This window comes from Kibdelosporangium persicum (assembly GCF_013280595.1).
GTDB lineage: Bacteria > Actinomycetota > Actinomycetes > Mycobacteriales > Pseudonocardiaceae > Kibdelosporangium > Kibdelosporangium persicum.
In genome coordinates, this window is sequence record NZ_JAAATY010000015.1 from 1 (window position 1) to 25,348 (window position 25,348).

A 25,348-nucleotide genomic window follows, 5' to 3' on the forward strand; every position below is an offset into this window, starting at 1 on the left:
CCTCACGACCCGGTCCCGGCCGCCCCGCCGGGATACCCAACCACCAGCCCGCGCCACGCCACGACGTCCACACCATCACCAGCACAGACAAACAGAAACCCAACCACAGCAAGAAAACCAAATCCACCAACCCACGACCCCGCCGAACAGGTTAAAACTCAAGCTAGCGGTACACGCTGAGGGCCGCGGGCTGGGCGCTGAACCGGAACCTGTTGCCCAGCGGGCCGACTTCGCCGTCGGTGGCGATCCGGATCGGCCTGCCGTGCACGACCACGTCCAGCTCGCGGACCTCCCGGTGCCGGTACGTCTTGCTGCGGTGCAACGCGCCGAGCACGGCTCCGAGGACGAACCGCAGCCGGGAGAACGGCACGTCCGCCCGGATGTACCGGACGTCCATCAGGCCTTTGTCGAGCTCGGGCCGGGTCGTCGGGGCGAAGCCCTTCGGCCGGTAGGAACCGTTGCCGACGAACACCATCCACACGAGGTGCCGTTCGTTGTTGATGGTCAGCCGGAGCGGCATCGACTTGGCCAGCACGCGGACGAGCGCGATCGCCCCGGCCGGCCACTTGCCCCAGCGCTTCGTGAGCTTCTCCCGCAGCCGCACCATGTCGGGGTAGCCGCCGAGGCTCGCGGTGTTGAGGAACCAGCGCGGCCTCAGGTCGTCCACGTCGACGTGGCTGAGGTCGACGCGCACGCCGTCCCCCGAGGCCAAGGCGTCGGCGACGCTCTGGATGCCGTCGATCCCGACGTCGCGGGCGAAATGGTTCAGTGTCCCCGCGGGCACGAGGACCAACGGCAGTTGCCGTTCGGCCGCGACCGCCGCGACCGCCGCCACGGTGCCGTCGCCGCCCGCCACGGCGAGGGCTTTCGGCGGCACCTCGGCTTCGTCGATCGCCTCGTGCAACTGGTCGACCAGGTTGTCGCCGTCCGGATAGATCACCGTGGCCTTGGGCCAGTACGAGGTGATCTGCTCGGTCGGGTCCTGCCCGTCGATGCCCGAACCCGGGTTCACGAGCGCGAGCAGGCCGTCGCCGTTCTCGATCGCCGGGAGCGTCGAATGCGGGTGCGCGCTGGCAGGTTCGTCCGCGCCGGCCGGCCACCACCGGCGGGTGGCGAGACCCGCGGCGACACCGATCGCCGCGCCCGCGGCCACGTCCGTCGGCCAGTGCACGCCCGTGTGGACCCGGGAATACGCGACCGCTGCCGCCAAGGGCAGGACCGCGACGCCCAGCGCGGGGCTCTCCATCGTCAACGCGGTCGTGAACGCCATCGCGGACGCGGAATGCCCGGACGGGAACGACGAGGACGTCGGCCGTTTGGTCAGTCGGCGGTAGGTGGGCAACAACTCGGCGGCGGGCCGGCGCCGTGGAAAGAGCTGCTTGCCGATCAGGTTCGCGCTGAAGCTCGCGAAACCGATGGCGACCACTCCGCGTAACGCGGCCCGGCGTGTCCTGCCTTTCCGTACCGCGAGGACGCTCGCCACGCCGAACCACAACACGCCGTGGTTCGCCGATTTGGTGAGATCTTTCAGCGCCCGGTCGACCGTGGTCTCCGGCAACTCCGCACTGCGGCGGACCAGTCGTTTGTCCACCTGGCTCGCATCGCGCAGGGATCTTCGGACACGTCGGAACACGTGTTGAACGGTAGCGACAGAGCCGTCCGGGCGCCGATCGGATGTCTCATTTCGGGTAGTTGACCTATGTCGCCCCGAACGGCGCACGGTAGCCGGCGCCGAGACCGCCTAGGCTGAAGGGATGCAGCGGCGGATCTTCGGCATCGAAACCGAGTTCGGTGTGACCTGCACCTTCCACGGGCAGCGCAGGCTCAGCCCGGACGAGGTGGCCAGGTACCTGTTCCGGCGGGTCGTGTCGTGGGGACGTTCATCGAACGTCTTCCTGCGCAACGGCTCGCGCCTCTACCTGGATGTCGGGTCGCATCCGGAGTACGCCACGGCCGAGTGTGACGACCTCGTGCAGCTGGTCACGCACGACAAGGCCGGCGAGCGGATCCTGGAGGACCTGCTCGTCGACGCCGAGCGGCGTCTGGCCGACGAAGGCATCGGCGGCGACATCTTCCTCTTCAAGAACAACACCGACTCAGCGGGCAACTCGTACGGCTGCCACGAGAACTACCTGGTCACCAGGGCGGGGGAGTTCTCGCGGATCGCCGACGTGCTGCTGCCGTTCCTGGTCACGCGCCAGCTGATCTGCGGCGCGGGCAAGGTCCTGCAGACACCACGCGGCGCCGTGTACTGCCTCTCGCAGCGCGCCGAACACATCTGGGAAGGCGTGTCCAGCGCGACGACCCGCTCACGCCCGATCATCAACACCCGCGACGAACCGCACGCCGACGCGGAGCGCTACCGCAGGCTGCACGTGATCGTCGGCGACTCGAACATGTCCGAATCGACGACCCTGCTCAAGGTCGGCAGCGCCAACCTCGTGCTGGAGATGATCGAGGAGGGCGTGCAGTTCCGCGACTTCAGCCTGGACAACCCGATCCGGGCGATCCGCGAGATCAGCCACGACCTGACCGGCCGCCGCCTGGTCCGGCTCGCGGGCGGCCGGGAGGCCTCGGCACTGGACATCCAGCGCGAGTACTACGCCAAAGCGGTGGAGCACGTGGAGCGCAGGGGCGCCGACCCGGTCGCGCGGCGCGTGATCGAACTGTGGGGCCGCACGCTGGAGGCGGTCGAGCAGGAGGACCTCAGCCGGATCGACCGGGAGATCGACTGGGCGATCAAGCACCGGCTGGTCGAGCGCTACCAGGCCAAGCACAACCTGGAGCTGTCCAGTGCCCGGGTGGCCCAGCTGGACCTGGCGTACCACGACATCCGCCGTGGCCGCGGCATCTTCGACCTGCTGCAGCGCAAGGACCTGGTCGCGCGGGTGACCGAGGACGGCGAGATCGAGGCGGCCAAGGACACCCCGCCGCAGACCACCCGGGCCAAGCTGCGCGGTGACTTCATCGCCGCGGCCCAGGAAGCGGGCCGGGACTTCACCGTGGACTGGGTCCACCTGAAGCTGAACGACCAGGCCCAGCGCACAGTGCTGTGCAAGGACCCGTTCCGGGCGGTCGACGAGCGAGTGGAGCGGCTGATCGCCTCCCTGTAATCCCAGCTCAGTCCTCGTGAGTGGTTATCAGGGTTAGAACCCGGATAACCACTCACGAGGGGGGAAACCGTACGAACGGTCCGTTCGTACGCACTCGTTGGCGCGTTGAGTGTCAGGTGTGGCGGGGGTGGCGTTAAGGTCGGTGTCGTGTCCATCGCCCGTGCGGAACGCCTGGTGAACCTGGTGCTCTGCCTTCTGTCCACCCGGCAGTTCCTGTCCGCTGACCGGATTCGCGCGATCGTGCCCGGTTACGCCGACGCGCCGAACACCGAGGCCTTCTCCCGCATGTTCGAGCGGGACAAGACCGAGCTGCGCGAGCTGGGCATCCCGCTGGAGACCGGGCGCAACACCGGGTTCGACGGCTTCGACCCGGTCGACGGGTACCGCATCGCGCGCCGGGACTACGAGCTCGGTGACATCGACCTCGAGCCGGACGAGGCCGCGGCGGTCGCCCTCGCGGCCCGGCTGTGGGACTCGCCGGAGCTGACCGGCGCCGCGCACGGCGCGATCATCAAACTGCGGGCCGCCGGGGTGGACGTGGACCAGTCGTCGCCCGCGATCGTCGAGCCCAAGGTGCGCACGGCCGAGCCGTCGTTCAGCCCGTTGCTCGCCGCGGTCCAGGAAGGCAAAGCCGTCACGTTCTCCTACCGCCGACCGACTCCGGCCGAGTTGCGGACCCGCACGATCGAGCCGTGGGGCGTGGTGTCGTGGCGTGGCCGGTGGTACGTCGTCGGCCATGACCGCGACCGCAAGGCGCCGCGCTGCTTCCGCCTGTCGCGCATCGTCGGTGACGTCAGGATCATCGGCCGGGCCGAGCAGCCGCGTCCGGACGACATCAACCTGCTGGACTTCGTCGCCACGACAGGCAACGAGCCGATGCACACGGCCATGGCCAGGGTGTGGGTGGCCGAAGGCAAGGCCGCGGGCGTCCGGCGCCGGGCCAAGGTCCTCGGCAGCCGCCGGATCGGGCACATCCAGGGCGACGAGGTCGAACTGGAGCTGCGGTTCCCCGAGTCGGCCGCGTCCTGGCTGGCCGGGTTCGGCCCGGACGTCCTGGTCCTGGAACCGGAAGTGCTGCGCAAATCGGTGTACGAGCGGTTGCTGGAGGCGGCGAAATGAGCGACCGGCTGCCCAGGCTGCTCGCGCTGGTGCCGTACCTGCTGGCCAGGCCCGGCATCCGGGTCGAGGACGCGGCCGCGGACTTCGGGGTGACCGAGAAGCAGCTGCGCAAGGACCTCGAGCTGTTGTGGATGTGCGGTCTGCCCGGTTACGGGCCCGGTGACCTGATCGACCTGTCCTTCGAAGGCGACACGATCACGGTCGCGTTCGACGCGGGCATGAGCCGTCCGCTCCGGCTCACCGGCGCCGAGGCGACGGCGTTGCTCGTCGCGCTCAGGGCGTTGGGGGAGACCCCGGGCGTCGTGGACGGCGAGGCCGTGCGGCGCGCGGTGGCGAAGATCGAAGCGGCCGCGGGCCTGGCCCAGCCGGCCGGTGTGGTCGTCGGGCTCGGCGTGCGGGAAGGCGAGGACACCGCGGAGGTGCGGCGGATCGTGCAGAACGCGCTGACCGCCCGGAAGGCGTTGCGGATCACGTACTACACCGCGTCGAAGGACCAGATCACCGAGCGGACCGTCGACCCGATGCGGCTGCTGATCGTGGAAGGCCGCTCGTACCTCGAAGCGTGGTGCCGTCGTGCGGATGCCGTGCGGTTGTTCCGACTCGACCGCATCGACGAGGTGACCCAGCTCGACGAGCGCGCCGCGCCACCGCCGTACGCGGAACCGACAGACGTCTCGAGCGGCTTGTTCACACCGCAACCCGACCAGTTGGTCGCGACGCTGGTGCTGGAGCCGGACGCGCGCTGGCTGGCCGAGTACTACCCGGTCGAGAGCGTGGAAGAGCTGGAAGGCGGCCGGGTCAGGGTCCGGATGCGGTACGCCGACCGGGCGTGGATGGTGCGGCTGCTGCTCGGCCAGGGCGGCGAGGTGCACGTCGAGTCCCCGACCGACCTGGCCGAACAATTGCGGACACGTGCTCGTCAGGCACTTGAACTGGCCGGCAACCTCGCGTCAACCTGATGCGGTTACGCTTCCGCGCGTGCAATACATACCGGCCGTAGTGCTGCTGGTCATCGGCCTGGTGGTTCTCGTTCTCGTGCTGCTGAGGCTGGCCAGGTCGGCACGCAGGCTGGCCGTGACGCGTGGTCACGTGAGCGCCGAGGTGGGCGCCTCTCTGGGCATGCTGAAAGCCCGGAAGGCCGCGTTGCGAATCGCTGTCCGTGAGCGCTTCCGGCGCGCGGAGATCGATAAGTCCACGGAAGCGTGATGACAGGTAACATGCAGATGAGTTGTGCGACGCGTCAGGAGGAGTGCCGTGGGTAACCTCGGACCGACCGAGTTGATCATCATCGCGGTGGTGATCATCCTGCTCTTCGGAGCCAAGAAGATGCCCGACATGGCCAGGTCGCTCGGCCGCTCGATGCGCATCATCAAGGCCGAGACCAAGGGGATGAAGCAGGACGACCAGGAGGGGACCGCGCAGGCGGCCACCGCCACCACGGCCACCCCGGCTCCCGCCGTCCCGGCGCAGCTGCCGGAGGCCAAGCCGGTCGCCCCGGCCGCTCCAGCGGCCGCGCAGACGGACGTCGAGAAGATGCAGAAGCAGATCGACGACCTGCAGGCGCAGCTGAAGCCCAACAACCAGGCCGCTCCCACCCAGGCACCCAAGAACGCCTGACAACCCAGAGAGACGGTTCGCACGGTGGCGCGTGACCCGCACCGCCGGGAGTCGCGGCGGTCACGCAACCGCCGCCACAATCCCGACGGCACGATGAGCCTGAGAGATCACCTCTACGACCTCAGGTACCGGCTGACCCTGGCCATGGCCTTCCTGGCCATCGGAGCCATCTTCGGCTACATCTGGTGGAGCTGGGAGATCTGGCCGGGCGGTTCGCTGGGCAAGATCATGATCGCGCCGTACTGCGACCTGCCGGCGAGCGCCCGCCCGCCGGGGGAGTGCAAGTTGCTCCAGACCAACCCGTTCGAGAGCTTTCTCGTCCGGTTGAAGGTCGGTCTCGGCGCGGGCGCGGTGCTGACCAGCCCCTTGTGGCTCTACCAGATCTGGGCGTTCATCGCGCCGGGCCTGTACGCGAAGGAGCGCAAGTTCGCGCGCCGGTTCGTGCTGTTCGCCTCGGTCCTGTTCGTCGCGGGGGCCTTCCTCGCGTACTACGTCGTCCCGCAGGGCCTGCAGGTCCTGGTCGGTTTCGGCGGCGACGTGTTCACGACGTTCTTCAAGGCGGACGAGTACTTCTCGTTCATCCTGGCGATGCTGCTGATCTTCGGTGTCAGCTTCGAGCTGCCGCTGGTGATCATCATGCTGAACCAGACCGGCGTGCTGCCGTACGAGAAACTCAGGCACTGGCGCCGCGGGTTCTTCTTCGGCCTGTTCGTCTTCGCGGCCATCGCGACGCCGGGAACGGACCCGTTCTCGATGGTCGCACTGGCCGTGGCGATGGTGCTGTTGTTCGAAGTGGCGGTACAGGTCTCGCGAGTCCACGACAAGCGCAAGGCGCGGCTCGAAGCGGGCGGCGAGGAGGACTACTCCAAGCTCGACGACGACGACGTGTCGCCGTTGAACCTCGACAACCGCCGAGCCGAGGACGACCAGCCGAGCCCGACTCCGGCTTCGCCGCCCAAGGACAAGCCTGGCTACGACGATGTGACGTAATGCGGGCCGCCCTTGTCGTCTGCCCGGCATCGGGGCTGGGCACCGCGGCCCGTGTCGCGGGCACGGTCTCGGCGGCACTGCGCGATTCGGTCGATCACCTCGGCCAGCACGTGCCGACCTCCGCTGACGAAACCGTCGCGGTCCTGCGGAGCCTGGTGGCGGACGGGACGGACGCGGTGGTGGTGCTCGGCGGTGACGGGGCCGCGCACGCGGGCGTCCAGGCATGTGCCGGGACCCAGACCACGCTCGCGATCGTTCCCGCGGGTACCGGCAACGACCTCGCACGTGCTCTGGGGCTGCCGCCCAAGGACCCGATCGCCGCGGTGACAGAGGTGGCCCAAGCTCTGGCCGAAGGCCGGACCCACCGTATCGACCTGGGCAAAGTCGAGGACGGCGCGTGGTTCGCGACGGTGTTGTGCGCGGGTTTCGACTCCGCGGTGAACGAACGCGTGAACCGGACGCGCTGGCCGCGCGGCCCGCGCCGCTACGACATCGCGATCCTCGCCGAACTGGCCGCGCTGAAGTCCGCCCGGCTGATCGTGCGGACCGAGTCGGAGACCCTGGAGCTGGCCGCCAACTCCGTCGCGGTCGGCAACACGCCGTACTACGGCGGCGGCATCCCGGTCTGCCCGGACGCCGATCCGGCCGACGGCTGGTTCGACGTGACGGTCGTCGGCCAGGCCCACCGCCGTGACCTGGTGCGGATCCTGCCCGGCCTGCGGACTGGTTCGCACGTCGATCACCCGGCGGTGACCACGCTGCGGGCGAAGTCGATCAGCCTGGCGGCCGACGGCGGGTGGATCGGGTACGCGGACGGTGAACGAATCCGCGAACTGCCGCTCGACGTGCGGTGCGTGCCCGGCGCGTTACGCGTTGTCCCCGGCAGGTCGTCCCAGCTCAGAGGTCTTGACCAATAGATGCGACGACTGTCGTGGGTATTGGTTACTGTAGTGACGTGGCCGCACGCCCTTCGCGTACGCCGGCTGAGGCTTTCCAGGCGGCCAAGCGCCGTTCCGCAAGCCCCGAGCTGGCCGAATTCACCTCCGTGCTCTCCTTCGAGCTCGATCCCTTCCAGGTCCAGGCGTGCGAGGCGCTCGAAGCCGGGCATGGTGTGCTCGTCTGTGCCCCGACCGGCGCCGGGAAGACCGTGGTCGGCGAGTTCGCCGTGCACCTCGCCCTGGCCGAGGGCCGGAAGTGCTTCTACACGACGCCGATCAAGGCGTTGTCGAACCAGAAGTACGCCGACCTGGTGGCGCGCTACGGCGCGGGCAAGGTCGGTCTGCTGACCGGGGACACCTCGGTCAACGGCGACGCGCCGATCGTCGTGATGACCACCGAGGTCCTGCGCAACATGCTGTACGCGGGGTCGAACGCGCTCAAACGCCTGCAGTACGTCGTCATGGACGAGGTGCACTACCTGGCCGACCGGTTCCGCGGCGCGGTGTGGGAGGAGGTCATCCTGCACCTGCCGGACCACGTCCGCCTGGTCAGCCTGTCCGCGACGGTCAGCAACGCCGAGGAGTTCGGCGAGTGGCTGGTCGAGGTGCGCGGCGACACCACGGTCGTGGTCGACGAACACCGGCCCGTCCCGCTCTGGCAGCACATGATGGTCGGCCCGCGGATGATGGACCTGTTCGAGGGTGAGGACCCGCGGGGCGAGCCGCGGATCAACTCGCAACTGGTCCGCCGGATCGACGACACCACGCGGATGCACGCGTGGCAGTCGGCCGGCCGGGGCAAGCGGCGGCCGCCGGTGAACCGGACCCGGTTCAAGCCGCCGTCGCGGATCGACATGATCCAGCGGCTCGACGTGGCCGGGCTGCTGCCCGCGATCGTCTTCGTCTTCAGCCGCGCGGGCTGTGACGCGGCCGTTGTGCAGTGCGCGCGTTCCGGGGTGCGGCTCAACACCGACGCCGAGGTCACCGAGATCCGCCGGATCGTCAACGCCAGGACCCGTGACCTGCCCGAAGGCGACCTCGGGGTGCTGGGCTACTGGGAGTGGCGGGAGGCGCTGGAGCGTGGTTTCGCCAGTCACCACGCCGGCCTGCTGCCCGCGTTCAAGGAGACCGTGGAGGAGCTGTTCGTCCGCGGCCTGGTCAAGGTCGTGTTCGCCACCGAGACGCTGGCACTGGGCATCAACATGCCAGCGCGCACGGTCGTGCTCGAACGGCTGGTGAAGTACAACGGCGAGGCCCACGTCGACCTGACGGCGGGGGAGTACACCCAGCTCACCGGCCGTGCCGGGCGTCGCGGCATCGACATCGAGGGACACGCCGTCGTGCTCTGGCAGCCGGGGGTGGACCCCAAGCAGGTCGCCGGGCTGGCGTCGACCCGGACGTACCCGCTCAAATCGTCGTTCAAGCCCGGCTACAACATGGCGGTCAACCTCGTCGCCCGGCTCGGTTCGGAGGCCGCACGCGGCCTGCTGGAGCAGTCTTTCGCCCAGTTCCAGGCGGACCGCTCGGTGGTCGGCGTCTCCCGCCGGATCGACCGCAACCGCGAGGCGCTCGAAGGCTACGCCGAGTCGATGACGTGCCATCTCGGCGACTTCACCGAGTACGCCGAGCTGCGGCGCAAGCTCACCGACCGGGAGAAGTCCCTGGCCAGGCAGAACTCGTCGGCCCGCCGGGCGGAGGCGGCCGCGTCGCTGGAACGGCTGCGCAAGGGCGACGTGATCGCCGTGCCCAGCGGGCGCCGGTCCGGGCTGGCGATCGTCATCGACCCGGGGCTGGACCCGATGGGCGAACCACGCCCGCTGGTGATCACCGAGGACCGGTGGGCCGGGCGGCTGTCGGTCTCGGACTTCCCGCACCCGGTCGAGTCGCTGGGGCGGGTGCGGCTGCCCAAACAGGTCGACATCCGGTCGCCGCGGTCCCGCCGGGACCTCGCGTCCACCTTGCGCAGCACGGGAATCACCGCTCCCACACGTGGCAAGCGCCGGGCCGGACCGGACGACGACGCGGAACTGGCCGCGCTGCGCCGGGCGTTGCGCGCACACCCGTGCCACGGTTGCCAGGACAGGGAAAGCCATGCGCGCTGGGCTGAGCGTTACTACCGGCTGAAGGCCGAAACCCAGCAGCTGGAACAGAAAGTCGCGGCCACGACGCACTCGCTCGCGCGCAACTTCGACCGGATCCGCAAGCTGCTCACCGAACGGGACTACCTGGCGGGCAACGGCACGGAAGAAGTCACCGCGCACGGCCGCCGGCTGGCCAGGCTGTACGGCGAGTCGGACCTGCTGGCCGCGGAGTGCCTGCGGCACGGCGTCTGGGAAGGGCTCAGCCCGGCCGAGCTCGCCGCGGTCGTGTCGGCGCTGGTCTTCGAGGCGCGCCGGGACTCGCCGTTCGAGGCCCGCGTGCCGCAGGGTGCGGTGACCGAGGCGCTGGCGCAGACCGCGCAGCTGTGGGCGGGGCTGAACGAGGACGAGCGACGGCACAAGCTGGAGCGCACCCGGCAGCCGGACGCGGGCTTCGCGTGGCCGGTGTACCGCTGGGCACGGGGCGAGTCGCTGGAGCGGGTGCTCACCGCGGCCGAGTCGGCGGGCGCCGAGCTGACCGCGGGCGACTTCGTCCGGTGGTGCCGTCAGGTGATCGACTTGCTCGACCAGGTCAAGGACGTGGTCGGCGGCGACTCCGACATCGGCGCGACCGCGGCACAGGCCGTGTCGGACATCCGACGCGGCGTGGTCGCCGCGGGGACCACGTGACGTGTGTTCGGCCACGGCTCGGACAAGGTTGCCGGGTCGAGTGGGGAAATCACCACGACCTGTGGTTGGATCGCGCGGAATGGCTGCATAAGGACACCGGAGGCAAAGCATGAGCAGCCCGTACGGGCCCGGCGGGAACGATCCGCAGCAGTGGGGGCAGCAACCTCAGCAACCCTACGGCCCGCCGTCGGGCGGCTTCCCGGCCCAACAGCCAGGGGGCTACCCCCAGCAGCCGGGACAGCAGCCGCAGTACGGCGGTTATCCCCAGCAGCAACCGACGGCGCCGTATGGCCAGCCGCAGGAGCAGTCGCCCTACGGTCAGCCACAGGACCCCAACACGCCTGGCAGCGGCGGTTTCCCGGCGCAACAGTCGCCATACGGCCAGCAGCAACAGCAGTACCCGGGTTATGGCCAGCAACAGCAGCAGCCCTACGGCGGCGGCTACCAGCAGTACCCGGGTCAGGAGCCGCCGAAGAAGAAGTCCGGCGCGATGCTGTGGGTGATCGTGGGCGTGGTGGTGCTCGCGGTCGCGGCGGTCGGTGTGCTCGGGTTCGTGACCCCAGGGTTCTTCAACAAGAAGGTCCTGGACAACAAGGCGGTCCAGGACGGGGTCGTGAAGATCCTCAAGGAGCGCTACCAGGAGAACGCCACGGACGTGTCGTGCCCGGCCGACCAGGAGGTCAAGGCCGGTCACTCGTTCGAGTGCACCCTGAAGGTCGACGGTGAGTCCCGCAAGGTGACCATCACGGTGAAGTCCGAGGACAAGGCCGAGTACGAGGTCAGTCAGTCCAAGTAGAAATTCGGTCGATCGGCGAAGTCGGCCATGACACGATCCGCGGTCATGGCCGACTTCGCTGTCCGGGTCCTGACGCAGGATTCCGAGCTCCGCGCGGCGCATTCGTTGCTGCGCGTGGCACTGCACTCCCCGCCGATGACGGATTCGGACTGGGCGGCCACCAAGCCGACCTACAAGCCGGACCGCTTCTTCGGCGCGATCACCACCGACGGTGTCACGGTCGGCTCCGCGTACGTCTACGACTCCGAGGTGGCCGTGCCGGGCGGCAAAACCGTGCCGATGTCCGGGCTGACGCGTGTGGGCGTGCGAGCCGACCACCGCAGGCGCGGGGTGCTGACGGAGCTGATGCGCTTCCAGTTCGCCGACGCCAGGGCCAACGGCCAGATACTGTCCACTTTGAACGCGACCGAGACGGGCATCTACGGCCGGTTCGGCTACGGCATCGGCACCCGCGCCAGGGAGATGCACCTGATCAAGCCCCGGCTCCGGTCCGGCGTGCCGCAGTCGGGTCGTGTGCGGATGCTGAGCTCGGCCGAGGCGCTGGCGCTGACCGCCGCGTTGTACGAGCGGATCGGCTTGTACCGCACGGGAATGATGACCCGGGGACGTGACTGGTGGGCGGTCCACTTCGACCGTTCGATGCGGGAGGACGAGCCTTATCTCGTCGCCGTTCACTCAGGACCGGACGGCGGCGACGACGCGTACGTGATCTACAAGGCGAGCTCCAACGAGGACCATGTGAGCACTGAATACGGTGCCACGCTTCACGTTTACGACCTGCACGGCACGACTTTGGCTGCCCGTAACCAACTGTGGCGGTTCCTGATCGAAATGGACCTGGTCAACGAGATCCACGCGCACGATCGCCCGGTGGACGAACCCGTCGAGCTGTTGCTGGAGAACCCGCGCGCCTGCATCACCCGCAACATCGGCGACGACGCGTGGGTGCGTCTGGTGGACGTTCCGGCCGCTCTGGGCGCGCGGACGTACACGGACGCGGAACCCGTTGCCATCGCGGTGAACGACGCCTTCCTGCCGGAGAATTCCGGGACATACCTGGTTTCGGGTGACGGTGTCGTGCGCACGTCGGCGCCTGCCGACCTGACGCTCGGCGTGGACACGCTGGGAATGCTGTACTTCGGCGCGTGGACGCCGTCCGCGTTGGCGGCCGCCGGTCGCGTGCGGGTCAGCGACCCCGTGGCGCTCACCAGGGCCGACCGGTTGTTCCAGACCGATTCGATCCCTTGGTGCGGAACCGGTTTCTGACGTCGCCGCGTGAGACTGGTGCGATCGAGTCAATCCGCGGTCCGGTTGGTCTCGACTTGGCCTGACACCGCTAGTCTCACTCCCGACGGCTGTCCACGAGCACGGGGGTGAGCTTCGGCGTGACCGACGCGATGACCGATTGGGTACCGACCGGCGTTGACGAGGAAGTGCCCAGCGCGGCACGCGTCTACGACTACCTGCTCGGCGGCGGGCACAACTTCAGTGCCGACCGCGCGCTCGCCGAGAACCTGCTGAAAGTGCTGCCCGCCCGGGACATGGCGAGGCTGAACCGGCAGTACCTCGACCGTGCCGTGCGCTTCCTCGTCGGCGAGGGCGTCACGCAGTTCCTCGACCTGGGCTCGGGGATTCCCACGGTCGGCAACGTGCACGAAGTGGCGCAGAAGCTCAACCCGGCCGCCCGCGTGGTGTACGTCGACAACGAGTCAGTGGCCGTGGCGCACAGCGAGTTGATGTTGCGTGACAACCCGAACGCCGCCGCGATCGAGGCGGACATGCGTGACCCGGAGGGCATCCTCGGGCACGAGCGGGTCCGCGGACTGCTCGACTTCTCGCGGCCGGTGGCCCTGCTGATGGTCGGTGTCGTGCAGTTCATCCCGGACACCGACGACCCGTGGGGGATCGCCGAGACGTTCCGGGCCGCTCTCGTGCCCGGCAGTCACTTCGCCCTGTCCGCGTTCACCTGGGACAACGCTCCCGAGGGCATGCGCGCGGCGATCGAGGTGTTCAAGAACAGCCGTGACCCGATCTTCCCCCGCGGCCGCGAGGAGATCCTCCGGATGTTCGGCGACTTCACCCTGGTCGAGCCCGGCCTGGTCTACACCCCGGAATGGCGGCCCGATCGGGCCAGCGCCCTGGCCGACGCGTCCCGCTCCAACCTGTACGCGGGGGTCGCCCGCAAGAACTGACACGTTTGGACCGTTCTGCTGGTTCGTTGCTTCTTGACATCGTGACCGCACTAGGCTCCATTGGAGTCAGTGCGCATGGAGTCGGGGCGCATTCACGGCTGCCGGTGGGTGTTCCGGCAGGAGCTGGCGACGACAGTGGCCAGGTGAGGGGCGTAGTGGTGACCAGCGTTCGAACCACAGACGAAGACCCTCCATGGGAGGGCTTGCACGGCGCTGAGCGATACGCGGCATGTATGCGTGCGGCGCGGGCGGGCAACAGAGTCGCGCGCGCGACGCTGGTCAAGGACCTCACCCCGCTGGTCTGGCACGTCGCGCGAGGCCACGGCCTCGACCGTGCGCTGGCCGAGGACGTCGTGCAGACCGTCTGGCTCGCCCTGTTCAGTCACATCGATTCGGTGGCCGAGCCGAAGGCGCTGGCCGGCTGGCTGATCACGACCACCCGCCGGGAGGCTCAGCGGGTCCGTGGCAAGGCCACTGACCTGCCGTTGACCGACGAGATGGCCGAGCAGCTGCCGAGCACCCAGCCGCAGCCGGAGGACGAGGCGCTGCGGGCCGACCGGGACACCCGGTTGTGGCGTGCGTTCCGGGAACTGCCGGACAAGTGCCAGGAGCTGCTCCGACTGACCGTGCTGTCCGGCCGCAGCGAATATCGCCTGGTCGCCGAGGCCATGCAGATGAAGCGTGGCAGCATCGGCCCGACCAGGGGCCGGTGCCTGGACACGCTGAGGCAGCTCTTGGACTCCGAAGGGGGCGGGGACTGATGGACGACAAAAGGGTGCTCACCGAGCTCGACAGACTGATCGACGAGTTCGACCCGCCGCCCCCGGGCCTGGTGGAACGCGTGCAGTTCGCCGTCGAACTGGAGGACCTCGACGTCGAAGTGGCCCGCTGGGAACGCGCGGACGCGCTGACCGGCGTCCGCGGCGACCAGGGCACGATCACGTTCACCGTCGGCGACCTGATGGTGATGATCAACCTGACCCGGATCGGCGAATGCCACCAGATCGACGGCTGGCTCGTCCCTCCGGGCCAGCACGCGGTCGAGGTCCGCGTCGCCGGCCACGGCTCCCACGACACGACGGCCGACGAGGACGGCCGGTTCGTCGTGGACAACGTGCCGAGGGGGACGACACAGCTCGTCGTCCAGTTCGACGGCACTCGGACCGTCGTGACACCAACGGTTCTGCTTTAGGTCGTGTTTCGAATGTCCCGGTCGATGAGAGTCGGGATCGGGGCGGTTCCTGGCGTCGCCGCGGGATCGCCGCGAATACTGGTTGTCTTTGGGCGGTCCCGCGGTGGCGTCAGGGGCCGCATCCGGCCCGGCTATCGCGATCGGGCATTTGAAACACGGCCTAGTCGTCAGCGGGGAAATGCTGACGAAGGGTCAGTGAGCGGGCACCGAAACGCAGACCATCGTGGTGTCCTCCAACGCCTCGACCATCCCCGGCGCCTGCTCCGGGACGTGCACGAAGTCTCCCGCGCGCACCGTGACGGCCTCGCTCGCCGCGCCCACCCGAAGGGCGCCGCTGAGAACCACCCAGAGTTCCGCATAGGGCGCCGGCAGGTCGGCCCGCGCTCCCTTGCGGAAGAACGACGTATAAGCGCTCATCGCCTCGCTCTCGTGCTTGCCGAGAGCGGGCGCGATGACGATCCCGTCGCCGAAGCGGATGGCATCGGGGCCGATCGTCGAGGTGAACTTCCTGGCATGTGACGGCGGGACGGCCATGTGGGCACCTCTCCGTGCCGGGATGACGGATGTGATCACGAGTCGTACTCGGCCGCGGCCACAGCGTGCACGGGAGGCGCCACGAGCGCGAGCTTCCGTGCGATCGCCGGGATCTCAGGATCGGCGAGAAACCCGGCGTAGTCCTCCGCGTCCCAGTCGAAGACCGCCCACACCCGCTGGTGATCGTCGGGATCAAGGAACACCCGAGCGCCCCGGCAGCCGTGCTCCCGGCGCTTGACCTTCCCCTTGGTCGCGAAGACCGCCAAGAACTGGTCAAGGTCGGTGACCTTGACGACGGTGACAATCACGCCCTCTGCCCCCTTCCCGGTACGGACAGCATCAAGCTTTCAGCCTGGCACCTCAAGTCGACTTCAGGTCAAGGGCGGGTGTTCGAGCAGGCTCTGTGCGACGGCCCGGCCGGACGATCCGCTGACGCTGGCGCCCGGCCAGCTCGCGGCGCCGATCAGGTACAAGCCGGGGACAGCGGTCGCGTATCCACCGCGATGCGCGGGGATCGGCCGGTGCGTGAAGGCTTGGGACAGCGCGCCGTGGCCAGCCGTGTGGTCGCCTGGACCGGCATTCGGGTTGAGCCTGCTCAGGTCCGCGGGCGTGAGCACGTGCCGCGCCAGGATCAACTCCTCCAGGCCTTTGAAGTGCCTGCTCGCCTCGGCGACGATCCTGTCCGCGTAGCGCTCGGCGACCGATTCGGTCCACTGTCCGTTCGCGTCGATCTGTCCCGCGGCGTCGCCGATCGGAGCCAGGGGTGCCTCCATGATCTGCATGCGCACCACTGCCTTCCCGGCGGGTGCACGGCCGGGGTCCACCGCCGTCGCCTCGTGCCAGGAGATGGACGGGTGTTCCGGCAGATATCCGGTGTCCGCCTGGTGCACCGAGCCGAGCAGGTGGGCGACGCTCCGGCCGAGATTGATCGCACCGCCTTGATCCAGCCGGGAGTCCAGGAACTGCGGGCGTGCCGACAGCGCGAGGCTGATCTGGAAACAGCCGCGACGGTACCGATAACGTTTGGCTTGCTGGCGTACCGACTCGCTGACGCCGTCGGCATCGCGCAACAGGCGCCCGTACAACAGATCCGGCGTCGTGCTCGCGACGACGGTCGTGGCGGTGATGACTTCGCCATCCGAGGTTCGGACGCCGACGGCACGTCCGTCCTTGGTCAGGACGGCGTCCACATCGACCCCTGTCCTGATTTCGGCGCCGTGCTCGCGGACCAGTGCCGTGAGTGCCTCAGCCAGTTTGCCGCTGCCGCCGACCGGTTGCGGATTGCCGTGGGGGAGCAGCGCGGCCAGTACGGCGGTCCACAGCGCGCCGCCCGCGTCGAACGGGCTCATGCTGAAGTGCAGCAGCCAGGGCAGCAGCACCATCCGCAGTTCCTCGGCGCGGAACCGGTCGGTGACGAGGTCGTAGCCGTTGCCAGCCAGTAACGCGGAGAACGGTAACGCGGATGTCGTGTCCTGATGCAACTGCGCTAGTAGCTGAGCGGCCTCCGGTGTCGTCAGGTCCATACCCATCAACGGCAGCAGCGTCCCGATGAGCCCGGACACGTCGGTCAACAGGCCGTTCCACGCGTCGCGCTCACCAAGGCGGTCCAGTTCCTCTTGCCACGCCGCCGGATCCGTCTCGATCACGGCGGACTGTCCGTCCGAAAGGGACGAACCGGTGCTCACTCCGCCCTGGGTGTACCGCAGGCCGTGCCTGGTGAGATCCTCACGCAGGTCGGCGAAGACGGGACCGCCCACAAAAACGGGATGCACCGCGGAGAACTTGTCGTGCACGAAGCCGGGCAGCGTCAGTTCTTCGCTGCGCACGAAGCCGCCGGGGACGTCACTCTGGTCCAACAGGCACACGCTGCGCCCGGCTTTGGCGAGGTACGCCGCGGCCACGAGCGCGTTGTGCCCCGCACCCACGAAGACCACATCGAAGCTGATCATGACCGCAGGCTAGGCATGCCGGGCCGCGCCCGCGACGGAATTCCGGTCAGTGGACCATGCCGGCGACCGGTCAGCCGGTGATCGCCTTGAGCAGCCGGTCCACCGAGGCACCCAGGTCCCACTGCTCCTGCAGGCCCCTGACCCGGTCGAGGTCGGCTGCCGCCGAGGGCAGCTTGTCGTCACGGTCGAGCACGACGGGCGCGTCGACGGCCACCGCCACGACCGTGGGCGCGGCCGCTAGGTACTCCGCGGAGGCGAGCAGGTTCGTCTGTGCGCGCTTGGGGATGCGCTTGTCCCCGGCGGCGGCACCGGCGATCAGCGCGGGCAGTGAGCCGAACTCGCGGATCAGTTTGGCCGCGGTCTTCTCGCCGATCCCCGGCACGCCGGGCAGGCCGTCCGACGGGTCGCCACGCAACACGGCCATGTCGGCGTACCGCGGGCCGGTGTCCTCGCCCGGCAGGTCGTACTTCTCGGCCAGCTCGGCCGGGCCGACCACCTCCACCTTGTTCCACCCACGCCCGACGTACCAGACCGTCGCGGGCGTCGGCTTGTGCCGCACGACCTGGAACATGTCCCGGTCGCCGGAGATCACCTCGACGGGATCCGTGGTCTCCCGATGCACCAGCGCGCCGATCACGTCGTCGGCCTCGTAACCGGTGGCCTCCGCGGTGCACAGGCCGACCGCGTCCAGCAGGTCGAGGATGATCGGGACCTGCGGGGAGAGCAGGTCGGGCACGTCCTCCTCGATCCCGTCGCCCTCCTCGGCCACCCGGTGCGCCTTGTACGTCGGCAGTGCCTCGACGCGGAACGCGGGCCGCCAGTCCGCGTCCAGACAGGCCACCAGGCGCGTCGGTTTCCGGTCGGTGATGATGCGCGCGATCGTGTCGGCGAAGCCGCGCACGGCGTTCACCGCTGTGCCGTCGGGCGCCCGCATGGAGTCGGGCAGTGCGTAGAACGCGCGAAAGTACAGACTGGCGGAATCGAGCAGCGCGAGGGTCACGGGGAGCAGCTTAGGCCGGAGGTGGTGATGTGGTGGCGCGGACGATGAGCTGCGTGTCGAGATCGACGTGGCGGACCTCCGCCGAGTCCGAGTTCAGGCCGTCGAGCAGCAGGTCGACCGCCAGCGACCCGGCCGTCGCCAGTGGCATCGCCACCGTGGTCAGCGGCGGCGAGCAGAGCTCGGCGAACATGAGGTCGTCGAAGCCGGTCACGCTCACGTCGCCCGGCACGCCGATCCCGCGGTCCCGCAACCGGGCGAGCACGCCGAGAGCCATGATGTCGTTGTACGCCATGATCGCGGTCGATTTGGTGGCCAGCGCCAGATCGCACGCCTGCAAACCGCCTTCGTAGCGCGGCGGGAACGGGCCCAGTTCGATCAGCTCGACGCCGTGCTGCTGGGTCGCCAGTCGCAGGCCGCGGCGGCGTTCCCTGTTGGACCACGACGTCCGGGGACCGTTGAGGTACACGAGTTTGCGGTGCCCGAGCGCGACGAGGTGGTCGACCACCTGGCGCATGCCCGACGCGCTGTTCATCAGCGCCGCCGGGACGCCGCGCAGCCGCCGGTTCAGCATCACCAGCGAGGTGATGCCCGCTGCCTCGTAGAGCTGGGTGTCGTCGATGCCGGGGGAGCAGACGATCACGCCGTCCACCTGCTTGGCCATCGCGCGCACCAGTTGTTCCTCGGTCGCCCGGTCCTCGTCGCTGTCCGCGACGAAAACCGCGTAGTCGGCCTGCCGGGCGCGGGCCTGCACGCCTTTGAGCACGCCGGTGAAGAACGGGTTGTTCAGGTCGGGCACGACGATGCCCATGTTGCCGGTGCGGCCGGTGATCAGGCCGCGGGCCGCGCGGTTGGGCTGGTAGCCGAGCTGGGCGGCGGCCGTGAGCACACGCTCACGTGTCGCGGGCCGGACCAGATCGGGTGACGACAGCGCCCGCGAAACCGTGGCAACGGAGACTTGAGCCTCCCGCGCGACGTCGCGGATGGTAACCGCCACGGGGTGCACCTCCACTCGTCGCTTTCGCCAGATCGTACCGGCCGATGTAACGCGGGACCGGTACCGGGGCAACGGCGTGGCGGTTCCGACGTGCGACGCGTTGACCGCGCGGCCTGGCTGATGGAAACATGACGAAAACGTTTACATCTTTTTGTGGTGGAAGGGAAGACGTATGGACGCGCTCCGCTCGGTAGTGTTGATCAACGCGACGCCGTTCGACGACGACGGGGCGGTGGCCGCAAAGGAGTACGCGCGGGTCCTCGACCACGCGGTGACCGCCGGAATCGGCGTGGTCACCCCGAACGGCAACACGAGCGAGTTCTATTCCCTGACCCCGGACGAGCTGGACACCGCGCTCGCCGTCACCATCGAGACGGTCAAAGACCGTGCGACGGTCATCGCCGGAGTCGGCCACGAGCTCGACCGGGCGATCCGGATGGCCAAGTCCGCACAGGCCGCCGGTGCCGAGGCGATCATGGTGCACCAGCCCGTTCACCCCTACCTGACGGAAGAAGGCTGGGTCGCCTACCACCGTGCGATCGCCGACGCAGTGCCGTCCCTCGGTGTGGTGTGCTACCTGCGAAGCCCGCACATCGGGCCGTCTGCCGTGCACAAGCTCGCGGTCGGGAGCCAGAACGTGGTCGGCGTGAAATACGCGGTGCCGGACGCGATCGCGTTCGCCGACATCGTCACACAGACGGCATCCGGTGGTGCGGAACGGCTCGTCTGGGTGTGCGGGCTGGCGGAGTCCTGGGCACCGTTCTTCTGGGTCGCGGGCGCGGAAGGCTTCACGACCGGGCTCGGCAACGTCGCCCCCGAACTGTCGCTGCGGCTGTTCGGCGAACTCGCCGCGGGCAACCCGGGTGCGGCGATGCGGTTGTGGCGCAAGCTCAAGCCGTTCGAAGACCTGCGTGCCCGGCACGGCAACGCCTACAACGTCTCGGCTGTCAAGGAAGCGTTGGCGCAGTTGGACCTCTGCCGGCGTGACGTCCGCCCGCCGATCAGCGAGCTGCCGGAAGCGGAACGCGCGGAGGTCGGCGAGATCCTCCGCGAATGGGGGATCGGCGGCTGACCATGGCGAGTGGCCCGCCGCTCCCCCCAGGGGCGACGGGCCACTCGTGCCGTCTGTCCGGCGACCTGTGTCAGTGCCTGCCGATCTTGTTCCCGCCACGGCTGTCGATGCAGCCGTCGGCGAACCGCCCGCCGATCTTGCTGCCCATCACGTTGCCGCCGCGCATGTCAGCGGCCACCGAGCTGGTGACCGCGCATGGTGCCACCACGCCCGCCGATCTTGTTCCCCATCACGAGTCCGCCGCGCATTTTCGCGTCCCTCCCGGTTGTGCACCCTGTGTGCGGACGGAACGTTATTGGGGCGGTGAACCCTTGCCCAGCGTAGAAGTACTCAGAACTCGATGGTGCCTTCCCACCGGTTCAGGTCGCGTCGGGTTCCGGAATTTCCCCTGGCGCGGCGAGGAAGTCGAAGTCGCAGCCCTCGTCGGCCTGGGTGATGTGCCTGGCGTGCAGGGCGGCGTAACCGCGGGGGAACGGTGTTTCCGGCGGTGTCCACCCGGCCCGGCGCCGCTCGAGTTCCTCGTCGGAGACTTCCAGGCGAAGCGAGCGGCCGGGCACGTCGAGCGTGATCATGTCGCCGTCGCGGACCAGGGCCAGCGGCCCGCCGACGTGCGACTCCGGCGCGACGTGCAGGACGCACGTGCCGAAGCTGGTACCGCTCATCCGCGCGTCGGAGATCCGGACCATGTCACGGACCCCTTGCCGCAGCAGGCTTTTCGGAATCGGCAACATGCCGTGCTCCGGCATGCCCGGCCCGCCGAGCGGCCCGGCGCCACGCAACACCAGCACTGACGACGCGGTCACCGGCACCGAGTCGATCTCGCGCTGCATCTGCGCGTAGGAGTCGAACACCACCGCCGGACCCGTGTGCCGCAGCAACGAGGGATCCGCGGCGATCGGCTTGATCACCGCGCCGGACGGCGCCAGGTTGCCGTGCAACACGGCCAATCCGCCTTCCGCGGCGAGCGGGTTGTCCACCGGACGGATCACCTCCGGGTCGTATACCTCCGCTCCCGCAAGGGAATCCTCCAGTGTCGCGCCGGTCGCGACCGGGCGCGGCAGATGCAGCCACGGCTTGAGCCGGGCGAGCAACGCCCGCAGGCCGCCCGCGTAGTAGAAGTCCTCCATCAGGAACCGGCCGCTCGGCTGGATGTCCGCGAGCACCGGCACGGGCCGGTCGAAGTCCGAAAGCGACAGTGGCACGCCCGCCCGCCGGGCCATCGCGATCAGGTGGATGACGGCGTTCGTCGAGCCACCGAGGCCCAGGATCGTGACGACCGCGTCGGCGAAGGCCTCGGCGGTCAGGATCTTGGCCGGAGTGAGGTCCTCCCACACCATGCCGACGATCCGCGCACCGCTGGCGGCGGCCATCCGCGAGTGCGCCGAGTCGACGGCCGGGATCGACGCCGCACCGGGCAACGTCATCCCGAGCACCTCGGCGACCGACGTCATCGTGGACGCCGTGCCCATCGTCATGCAGTGGCCGGGGGACCGGGCGAGGCCCTCCTCCAGTTCGGTCAGCTGCCGGTCGTCCACCAGGCCCGCGCGCTTGTCGTCCCAGGCGCGCCACATGTCGCTGCCGCTGCCGAGAGTCCTGCCGCGCCAATGGCCGCGCAACATCGGCCCGGCCGGGACGAAGATCGACGGGATGCCTGCCGAGGTCGCGCCCATCAACAGTGCTGGCGTGGTCTTGTCGCAGCCGCCCATCAGCACCGCACCGTCCACCGGGTAGGACCGCAGGACCTCCTCGACCTCCATGGCCAGCAGGTTGCGGTAGAGCATCGCGGTCGGCTTCTGGAACGTCTCCCCGCACAACGCGCTGGCCGGCAGCTCGACCGGGTAACCGCCCGCCTGCCACACCCCGCGTTTCACCGCTTCGGCCCGCTCGCGCAGGTGCAGGTGGCACGGGTTGATCTCGCTCCACGTGTTCACGATCCCGATCACCGGCTTGCCGGTGTGCTCGTCCGCACCGATGCCCAGCTGCCGCGTACGGGTCCGATGGCTGAACGACCGCAGCCCTTCGCCGCCGTACCAACGGTGGCTGCGCAGCTGGTCAGGGGACTTGCGGGTCATCGCACCTCCACGAGAGAACAGTAAACCTTTTCAAGATTTCTGTAACACATAGTTGCATGACGAACGATCGTTGCCGAAGTCACAGCGCCGTGGTGCAGTGGATCGTTGGTCGTGAAGGAGGGAAATGGGACGGCGCCTGCCGCTGGTCGCCTTGCTCGGCGCGTTCGGGATATCGCACGCGGGATCGGTCATGACGTTGCTCGCGATCCCGTGGTTCGTCTTTCAGACCACGGGAAGCGGCGTCCAGACCGGTGTGGTGACGGCGGCCGAGACGGTGGGCCTGCTCGCGTCGTCCATTCTGTCCGGACCGGTGATCGACCGGGTCGGCGCACGCGGCATCAGCGTGCTCGCCGACATCGCCGCGGTGATCGCGGTCGGCACGATTCCGCTGGCGGACGCCACTGTCGGACTTTCGCTCCCACTGCTGACCGTCCTGGCCGGACTGGCGGGGCTGACCCGAGCGCCGGGCGACACCGCCAAACGAGTGCTCTTGCCGGGCGCGATCGCGTTGGCCCGCACGACACTGGAACGCGGGTCGGGCGCGGCCGACGCCATGATCCGCCTGGGCCGCACCCTGGGCGCCCCGCTCGCCGGCACGATGATCATGGTGATCGGCGCGCCGGGCGTACTGCTGCTCGACGCGGCGACGTTCCTGGTCGCCGCCTTGCTGATCGGCGTCTGTGTCCGTGTGGACGAAGCAGTGCTGACCGAATCCGGCGGGTACTTCGGCTGGCTGGCCACCGGTCTGCGGTACGTCCGGCGCGACCGGCTGATCCTGGCCATCATCGGCACAGTCACCATGATGAACGCGTTGGACGCCGGGCTGAACGCCGTCCTGCAACCGGCATTCGCCGCGACCGTCCGGGGCAGCAGCGTGCTGCTCGGTGAGCTGATGGGCGTTTTCGGGCTCGGCGCGGCGGCGGGCAGCGTGATCTACGGCTGGCTGGGCTCACGCTGGAGCCGGTGGCCCACGTTCGCGGTGTGCGCGCTGCTCGCGGGCGCGCCACGGTTCCTGCTGCTGTGGATGGAACCGTCCGTGCCGTTGCTGCTGTTCGGCTTCTTCATCTGCGGGCTGGCCGCGGGCAGCCTCAACCCGGTGCTGGTCACCGTCGAGCTCGACCGGATTCCGGCGCACCTGCGCGCCCGGGTGCTCGGTGCGGGGGAGGCGGGCGTGCTGGCGATGATGCCCGTCGGCGCGCTGGTCGCCGGTGTCCTGCTCGACGGGATCGGCCTGGAGGCGACGTTGCTGGCGTTCGCCGCCGTCTACGCGGTGACGACCTTGTGCCCGGTGGCGTTCCGGGTGTGGCGGCAGATGGACGAGCGCCCGATCCCGGCCCCGGCGCCACAACCCGTGGCGGTTTAGGCTCTCGCCATGTCGTCAACCGCCGCACCTGTGCCCGCACCCGAGATCCTCCGCAGCCGGCTGGAGCGCGCCGCCGCCGCGGCCGCCGACGCGGGTTTCGACGCCCTGTTCGTGACGCCCGGATCGGACCTGCGCTACCTGATCGGCGCGGTCGGCGGGTCGTTCGAGCGGCTGACGTGCCTGGTGTTGCCGGTGTCCGGGAAACCGACCCTGGTCGTGCCCAAGCTCGAACTGCCCGGCTACGAGAACGTGCTGGTCGACGAACTCGGCGTGCAGGCCGTGACCTGGGTGGACGGCGAGAACCCGGCCGCACTCGCGGCGGGGCTGCTCACGTCGCCGGCCCGGGTCGCGGTCAGCGACTTCACCCCGGCGCTGCACGTGCTCGGCCTGCGGGACGCGTTGTCCGGCGTCGAGCAGCAGCTGGCCGGACCGGTCATCCGTGAGCTGCGGATGCGCAAGGACGCCGGCGAGATCGACTCCCTGCGTCAGGCGGGCGCCGCGATCGACCGCGTGCACGCGCGGATGGGCGAGTTCCTGCGGGCGGGCCGGACCGAGAACGAGGTCGCCGCGGACATCTCCGCCGCGATCGTCGAGGAGGGCCACGCGGTCGCCGAGTTCGTGATCGTCGGCTCCGGCCCGAACGGCGCCAGCCCGCACCACGGCTCCTCCGACCGCGTCATCGAACAGGGCGACGTGGTCGTGATCGACATCGGCGGCCCGGTCGCCGAGGGCTACAACTCCGACTCCACCAGGACGTACGCCATCGGCACGCCGCGCGACGAGGACGTGGCCAGGACGTACGCCGTGCTCCAGGAGGCCCAGCAGGCCGCTGTGGACGCCGTCCGGCCGGGCGTCACCGCTCAGGACATCGACCGGGCGGCCCGCAAGGTGATCGACGACGCGGGCCTCGGCGAGTACTTCATCCACCGCACCGGCCACGGCATCGGCCTGGACGTGCACGAGGAGCCGTACATCGTCGAGGGCAACGACCTGCCGCTGGAGCCGGGCATGGCGTTCAGCGTCGAGCCAGGCATCTACCAGCCTGGCCGGTGGGGCGCGCGGATCGAGGACATCGTGGTCGTGACGGCCGACGGCGTCGAGTCGCTGAACAACCGGCCGCACGAACTGGTGGTGCTCGGCGAGTGAGCACACCCCAGCACCTGGAGCCGCTCGACCAGGCGATCGTGCGTGAGCTGTCCGCGGACGGCCGGTGCAGCTTCACCGACCTGGCCGAACGCGTCGGCCTGAGCGTGTCCGCGGTCCACCAGCGGGTGCGACGGCTGGAGCAGCGCGGTGTGATCCGCGGGTACACCGCCCGGCTGGACGCCGAATCGATCGGGCTGCCGCTGACCGCGTTCGTCTCGCTGACCCCGATCGACCCGGCCGCGCCGGACGACTACCCGCAACGGCTCGCGCACATCCCGGCGATCGAATCGTGCTATTCGGTCGCCGGGGACGAGTCGTACATCCTGCTCGTCCGGGTCGGCACGCCAGCCGAACTGGAGGACCTGCTGCGGCAGGTGCGGGAGGCCGCGAAAGTGTCCACTCGCACCACCGTGGTCCTCTCGACACCCTACGAAAACCGCCCACCGGCCCTCTAAACCCCTCGTGAGTGTTTATCAGTGTTAGAACACGGATA

At 69.2% G+C, this 25,348-nt stretch carries 25 protein-coding genes; 17 read left to right on the forward strand and 8 right to left on the reverse strand.

What is annotated here, in order from left to right; translation table 11 throughout:
• Window positions 1–163 precede the first annotated feature (163 nt).
• Window positions 164–1,633, reverse strand: coding sequence for a bifunctional phosphatase PAP2/diacylglycerol kinase family protein (locus GC106_RS25030; protein ID WP_173135463.1), 1,470 nt, complete (start codon window positions 1,631–1,633; stop codon window positions 164–166).
• Window positions 1,634–1,754: 121 nt separating this feature from the next.
• Here GC106_RS25030 and pafA point away from each other — a divergent pair, with 121 nt between their 5' ends.
• The 13 genes from pafA (at window position 1,755) to GC106_RS25095 (ending at window position 14,725) form a co-directional block, all read left to right on the forward strand.
• Complete coding sequence (gene pafA / locus GC106_RS25035; RefSeq protein ID WP_173135466.1) at window positions 1,755–3,113, forward strand: Pup--protein ligase; 1,359 nt, start codon at window positions 1,755–1,757, stop codon at window positions 3,111–3,113.
• A 147-nt stretch (window positions 3,114–3,260) separates the two neighbouring features.
• Window positions 3,261–4,232: a helix-turn-helix transcriptional regulator gene (locus GC106_RS25040; protein ID WP_173135468.1), complete on the forward strand. Its 972-nt coding sequence runs from the start codon at window positions 3,261–3,263 to the stop codon at window positions 4,230–4,232.
• Complete coding sequence (locus GC106_RS25045) at window positions 4,229–5,191, forward strand: helix-turn-helix transcriptional regulator (RefSeq protein ID WP_173135471.1); 963 nt, start codon at window positions 4,229–4,231, stop codon at window positions 5,189–5,191. Before GC106_RS25040 ends, GC106_RS25045 begins: the two co-directional genes overlap by 4 nt.
• A 19-nt stretch (window positions 5,192–5,210) precedes the next feature.
• On the forward strand, window positions 5,211–5,438 hold the full coding sequence (locus tag GC106_RS25050; protein ID WP_173135474.1) for a bacteriophage holin: 228 nt from the start codon (window positions 5,211–5,213) through the stop codon (window positions 5,436–5,438).
• A 48-nt stretch (window positions 5,439–5,486) separates the two neighbouring features.
• A complete protein-coding gene (tatA, locus tag GC106_RS25055; protein WP_173135477.1) occupies window positions 5,487–5,849 on the forward strand; it encodes a Sec-independent protein translocase subunit TatA in 363 nt (120 codons plus the stop codon).
• A 93-nt stretch (window positions 5,850–5,942) separates the two neighbouring features.
• Window positions 5,943–6,839 carry a twin-arginine translocase subunit TatC gene (tatC, locus tag GC106_RS25060; RefSeq protein ID WP_173135904.1) on the forward strand — a complete coding sequence of 299 codons (897 nt, stop codon included), beginning with the start codon at window positions 5,943–5,945 and terminating at the stop codon, window positions 6,837–6,839.
• The gene (locus tag GC106_RS25065) at window positions 6,839–7,756 is read left to right on the forward strand and encodes a diacylglycerol/lipid kinase family protein (protein ID WP_173135480.1); all 918 of its coding nucleotides are present in this window, start codon (window positions 6,839–6,841) and stop codon (window positions 7,754–7,756) included. The genes tatC and GC106_RS25065 overlap by 1 nt, the downstream gene beginning before the upstream one ends.
• Window positions 7,757–7,794: 38 nt before the next feature.
• Complete coding sequence (locus GC106_RS25070) at window positions 7,795–10,545, forward strand: DEAD/DEAH box helicase (protein ID WP_173135483.1); 2,751 nt, start codon at window positions 7,795–7,797, stop codon at window positions 10,543–10,545.
• A 109-nt stretch (window positions 10,546–10,654) separates the two neighbouring features.
• Entirely contained in the window at window positions 10,655–11,341 is a 687-nt protein-coding gene (locus GC106_RS25075) for a DUF4333 domain-containing protein (protein ID WP_173135486.1), read from the forward strand.
• 45 nt (window positions 11,342–11,386) lie between these two features.
• Entirely contained in the window at window positions 11,387–12,607 is a 1,221-nt protein-coding gene (locus GC106_RS25080; RefSeq protein ID WP_173135489.1) for a GNAT family N-acetyltransferase, read from the forward strand.
• Window positions 12,608–12,726: 119 nt separating this feature from the next.
• Window positions 12,727–13,533 (forward strand): SAM-dependent methyltransferase, encoded by an 807-nt coding sequence (locus GC106_RS25085; RefSeq protein ID WP_312872829.1) that lies wholly within the window; start codon window positions 12,727–12,729, stop codon window positions 13,531–13,533.
• A gap of 158 nt (window positions 13,534–13,691) precedes the next feature.
• A complete protein-coding gene (locus GC106_RS25090; protein WP_173135492.1) occupies window positions 13,692–14,294 on the forward strand; it encodes an RNA polymerase sigma factor in 603 nt (200 codons plus the stop codon).
• Entirely contained in the window at window positions 14,294–14,725 is a 432-nt protein-coding gene (locus GC106_RS25095) for a carboxypeptidase-like regulatory domain-containing protein (RefSeq protein ID WP_173135494.1), read from the forward strand. The genes GC106_RS25090 and GC106_RS25095 overlap by 1 nt, the downstream gene beginning before the upstream one ends.
• A gap of 192 nt (window positions 14,726–14,917) precedes the next feature.
• Here the strand turns inward: GC106_RS25095 and GC106_RS25100 are convergent, their stop codons facing one another.
• The 5 genes from GC106_RS25100 to GC106_RS25120 form a co-directional block, all read right to left on the reverse strand.
• Window positions 14,918–15,259: a cupin domain-containing protein gene (locus GC106_RS25100; protein ID WP_173135497.1), complete on the reverse strand. Its 342-nt coding sequence runs from the start codon at window positions 15,257–15,259 to the stop codon at window positions 14,918–14,920.
• Window positions 15,260–15,294: 35 nt separating this feature from the next.
• Complete coding sequence (locus tag GC106_RS25105) at window positions 15,295–15,567, reverse strand: hypothetical protein (RefSeq protein ID WP_173135500.1); 273 nt, start codon at window positions 15,565–15,567, stop codon at window positions 15,295–15,297.
• 63 nt (window positions 15,568–15,630) lie between these two features.
• On the reverse strand, window positions 15,631–17,208 hold the full coding sequence (locus tag GC106_RS25110) for a phytoene desaturase family protein (protein WP_173135503.1): 1,578 nt from the start codon (window positions 17,206–17,208) through the stop codon (window positions 15,631–15,633).
• A 70-nt stretch (window positions 17,209–17,278) separates the two neighbouring features.
• Window positions 17,279–18,208 (reverse strand): 5'-3' exonuclease, encoded by a 930-nt coding sequence (locus tag GC106_RS25115; RefSeq protein WP_173135505.1) that lies wholly within the window; start codon window positions 18,206–18,208, stop codon window positions 17,279–17,281.
• A 10-nt stretch (window positions 18,209–18,218) separates the two neighbouring features.
• A complete protein-coding gene (locus GC106_RS25120; protein ID WP_173135508.1) occupies window positions 18,219–19,202 on the reverse strand; it encodes a LacI family DNA-binding transcriptional regulator in 984 nt (327 codons plus the stop codon).
• A gap of 172 nt (window positions 19,203–19,374) precedes the next feature.
• Here GC106_RS25120 and GC106_RS25125 point away from each other — a divergent pair, with 172 nt between their 5' ends.
• Window positions 19,375–20,274, forward strand: a complete 900-nt coding sequence (locus tag GC106_RS25125) for a dihydrodipicolinate synthase family protein (RefSeq protein WP_173135511.1) — start codon at window positions 19,375–19,377, stop codon at window positions 20,272–20,274.
• 70 nt (window positions 20,275–20,344) lie between these two features.
• Here the strand turns inward: GC106_RS25125 and GC106_RS25130 are convergent, their stop codons facing one another.
• Window positions 20,345–20,482 (reverse strand): hypothetical protein, encoded by a 138-nt coding sequence (locus tag GC106_RS25130; RefSeq protein WP_173135513.1) that lies wholly within the window; start codon window positions 20,480–20,482, stop codon window positions 20,345–20,347.
• A 151-nt stretch (window positions 20,483–20,633) separates the two neighbouring features.
• A complete protein-coding gene (gene araD / locus GC106_RS25135; protein ID WP_173135515.1) occupies window positions 20,634–22,346 on the reverse strand; it encodes an L-arabinonate dehydratase in 1,713 nt (570 codons plus the stop codon).
• A gap of 124 nt (window positions 22,347–22,470) precedes the next feature.
• Here araD and GC106_RS25140 point away from each other — a divergent pair, with 124 nt between their 5' ends.
• The 3 genes from GC106_RS25140 to GC106_RS25150 are packed head-to-tail and all read left to right on the forward strand — an operon-like array spanning window position 22,471 to window position 25,310.
• A complete protein-coding gene (locus GC106_RS25140; protein ID WP_173135517.1) occupies window positions 22,471–23,709 on the forward strand; it encodes an MFS transporter in 1,239 nt (412 codons plus the stop codon).
• Window positions 23,710–23,718: 9 nt separating this feature from the next.
• Window positions 23,719–24,855: a M24 family metallopeptidase gene (locus GC106_RS25145; RefSeq protein ID WP_173135519.1), complete on the forward strand. Its 1,137-nt coding sequence runs from the start codon at window positions 23,719–23,721 to the stop codon at window positions 24,853–24,855.
• The gene (locus GC106_RS25150) at window positions 24,852–25,310 is read left to right on the forward strand and encodes an Lrp/AsnC family transcriptional regulator (RefSeq protein WP_173135521.1); all 459 of its coding nucleotides are present in this window, start codon (window positions 24,852–24,854) and stop codon (window positions 25,308–25,310) included. The genes GC106_RS25145 and GC106_RS25150 overlap by 4 nt, the downstream gene beginning before the upstream one ends.
• Window positions 25,311–25,348: the final 38 nt, after the last annotated feature.

What these genes read in the sequence shown, in the direction of transcription:
- pafA (WP_173135466.1), top strand. Translation starts at nt 1,755, where the DNA reads ATGCAGCGGCGGATCTTCGGCATCGAAACCGAGTTCGGTGTGACCTGC.
- GC106_RS25045 (WP_173135471.1), top strand. Translation starts at nt 4,229, where the DNA reads ATGAGCGACCGGCTGCCCAGGCTGCTCGCGCTGGTGCCGTACCTGCTG.
- tatC (WP_173135904.1), top strand. Translation starts at nt 5,943, where the DNA reads ATGAGCCTGAGAGATCACCTCTACGACCTCAGGTACCGGCTGACCCTG.
- GC106_RS25065 (WP_173135480.1), top strand. Translation starts at nt 6,839, where the DNA reads ATGCGGGCCGCCCTTGTCGTCTGCCCGGCATCGGGGCTGGGCACCGCG.
- GC106_RS25075 (WP_173135486.1), top strand. Translation starts at nt 10,655, where the DNA reads ATGAGCAGCCCGTACGGGCCCGGCGGGAACGATCCGCAGCAGTGGGGG.
- GC106_RS25080 (WP_173135489.1), top strand. Translation starts at nt 11,387, where the DNA reads ATGGCCGACTTCGCTGTCCGGGTCCTGACGCAGGATTCCGAGCTCCGC.
- GC106_RS25095 (WP_173135494.1), top strand. Translation starts at nt 14,294, where the DNA reads ATGGACGACAAAAGGGTGCTCACCGAGCTCGACAGACTGATCGACGAG.
- GC106_RS25100 (WP_173135497.1), bottom strand. Translation starts at nt 15,259, where the DNA reads ATGGCCGTCCCGCCGTCACATGCCAGGAAGTTCACCTCGACGATCGGC.
- GC106_RS25110 (WP_173135503.1), bottom strand. Translation starts at nt 17,208, where the DNA reads ATGATCAGCTTCGATGTGGTCTTCGTGGGTGCGGGGCACAACGCGCTC.
- GC106_RS25125 (WP_173135511.1), top strand. Translation starts at nt 19,375, where the DNA reads ATGGACGCGCTCCGCTCGGTAGTGTTGATCAACGCGACGCCGTTCGAC.
- araD (WP_173135515.1), bottom strand. Translation starts at nt 22,346, where the DNA reads ATGACCCGCAAGTCCCCTGACCAGCTGCGCAGCCACCGTTGGTACGGC.
- GC106_RS25140 (WP_173135517.1), top strand. Translation starts at nt 22,471, where the DNA reads ATGGGACGGCGCCTGCCGCTGGTCGCCTTGCTCGGCGCGTTCGGGATA.
- GC106_RS25145 (WP_173135519.1), top strand. Translation starts at nt 23,719, where the DNA reads ATGTCGTCAACCGCCGCACCTGTGCCCGCACCCGAGATCCTCCGCAGC.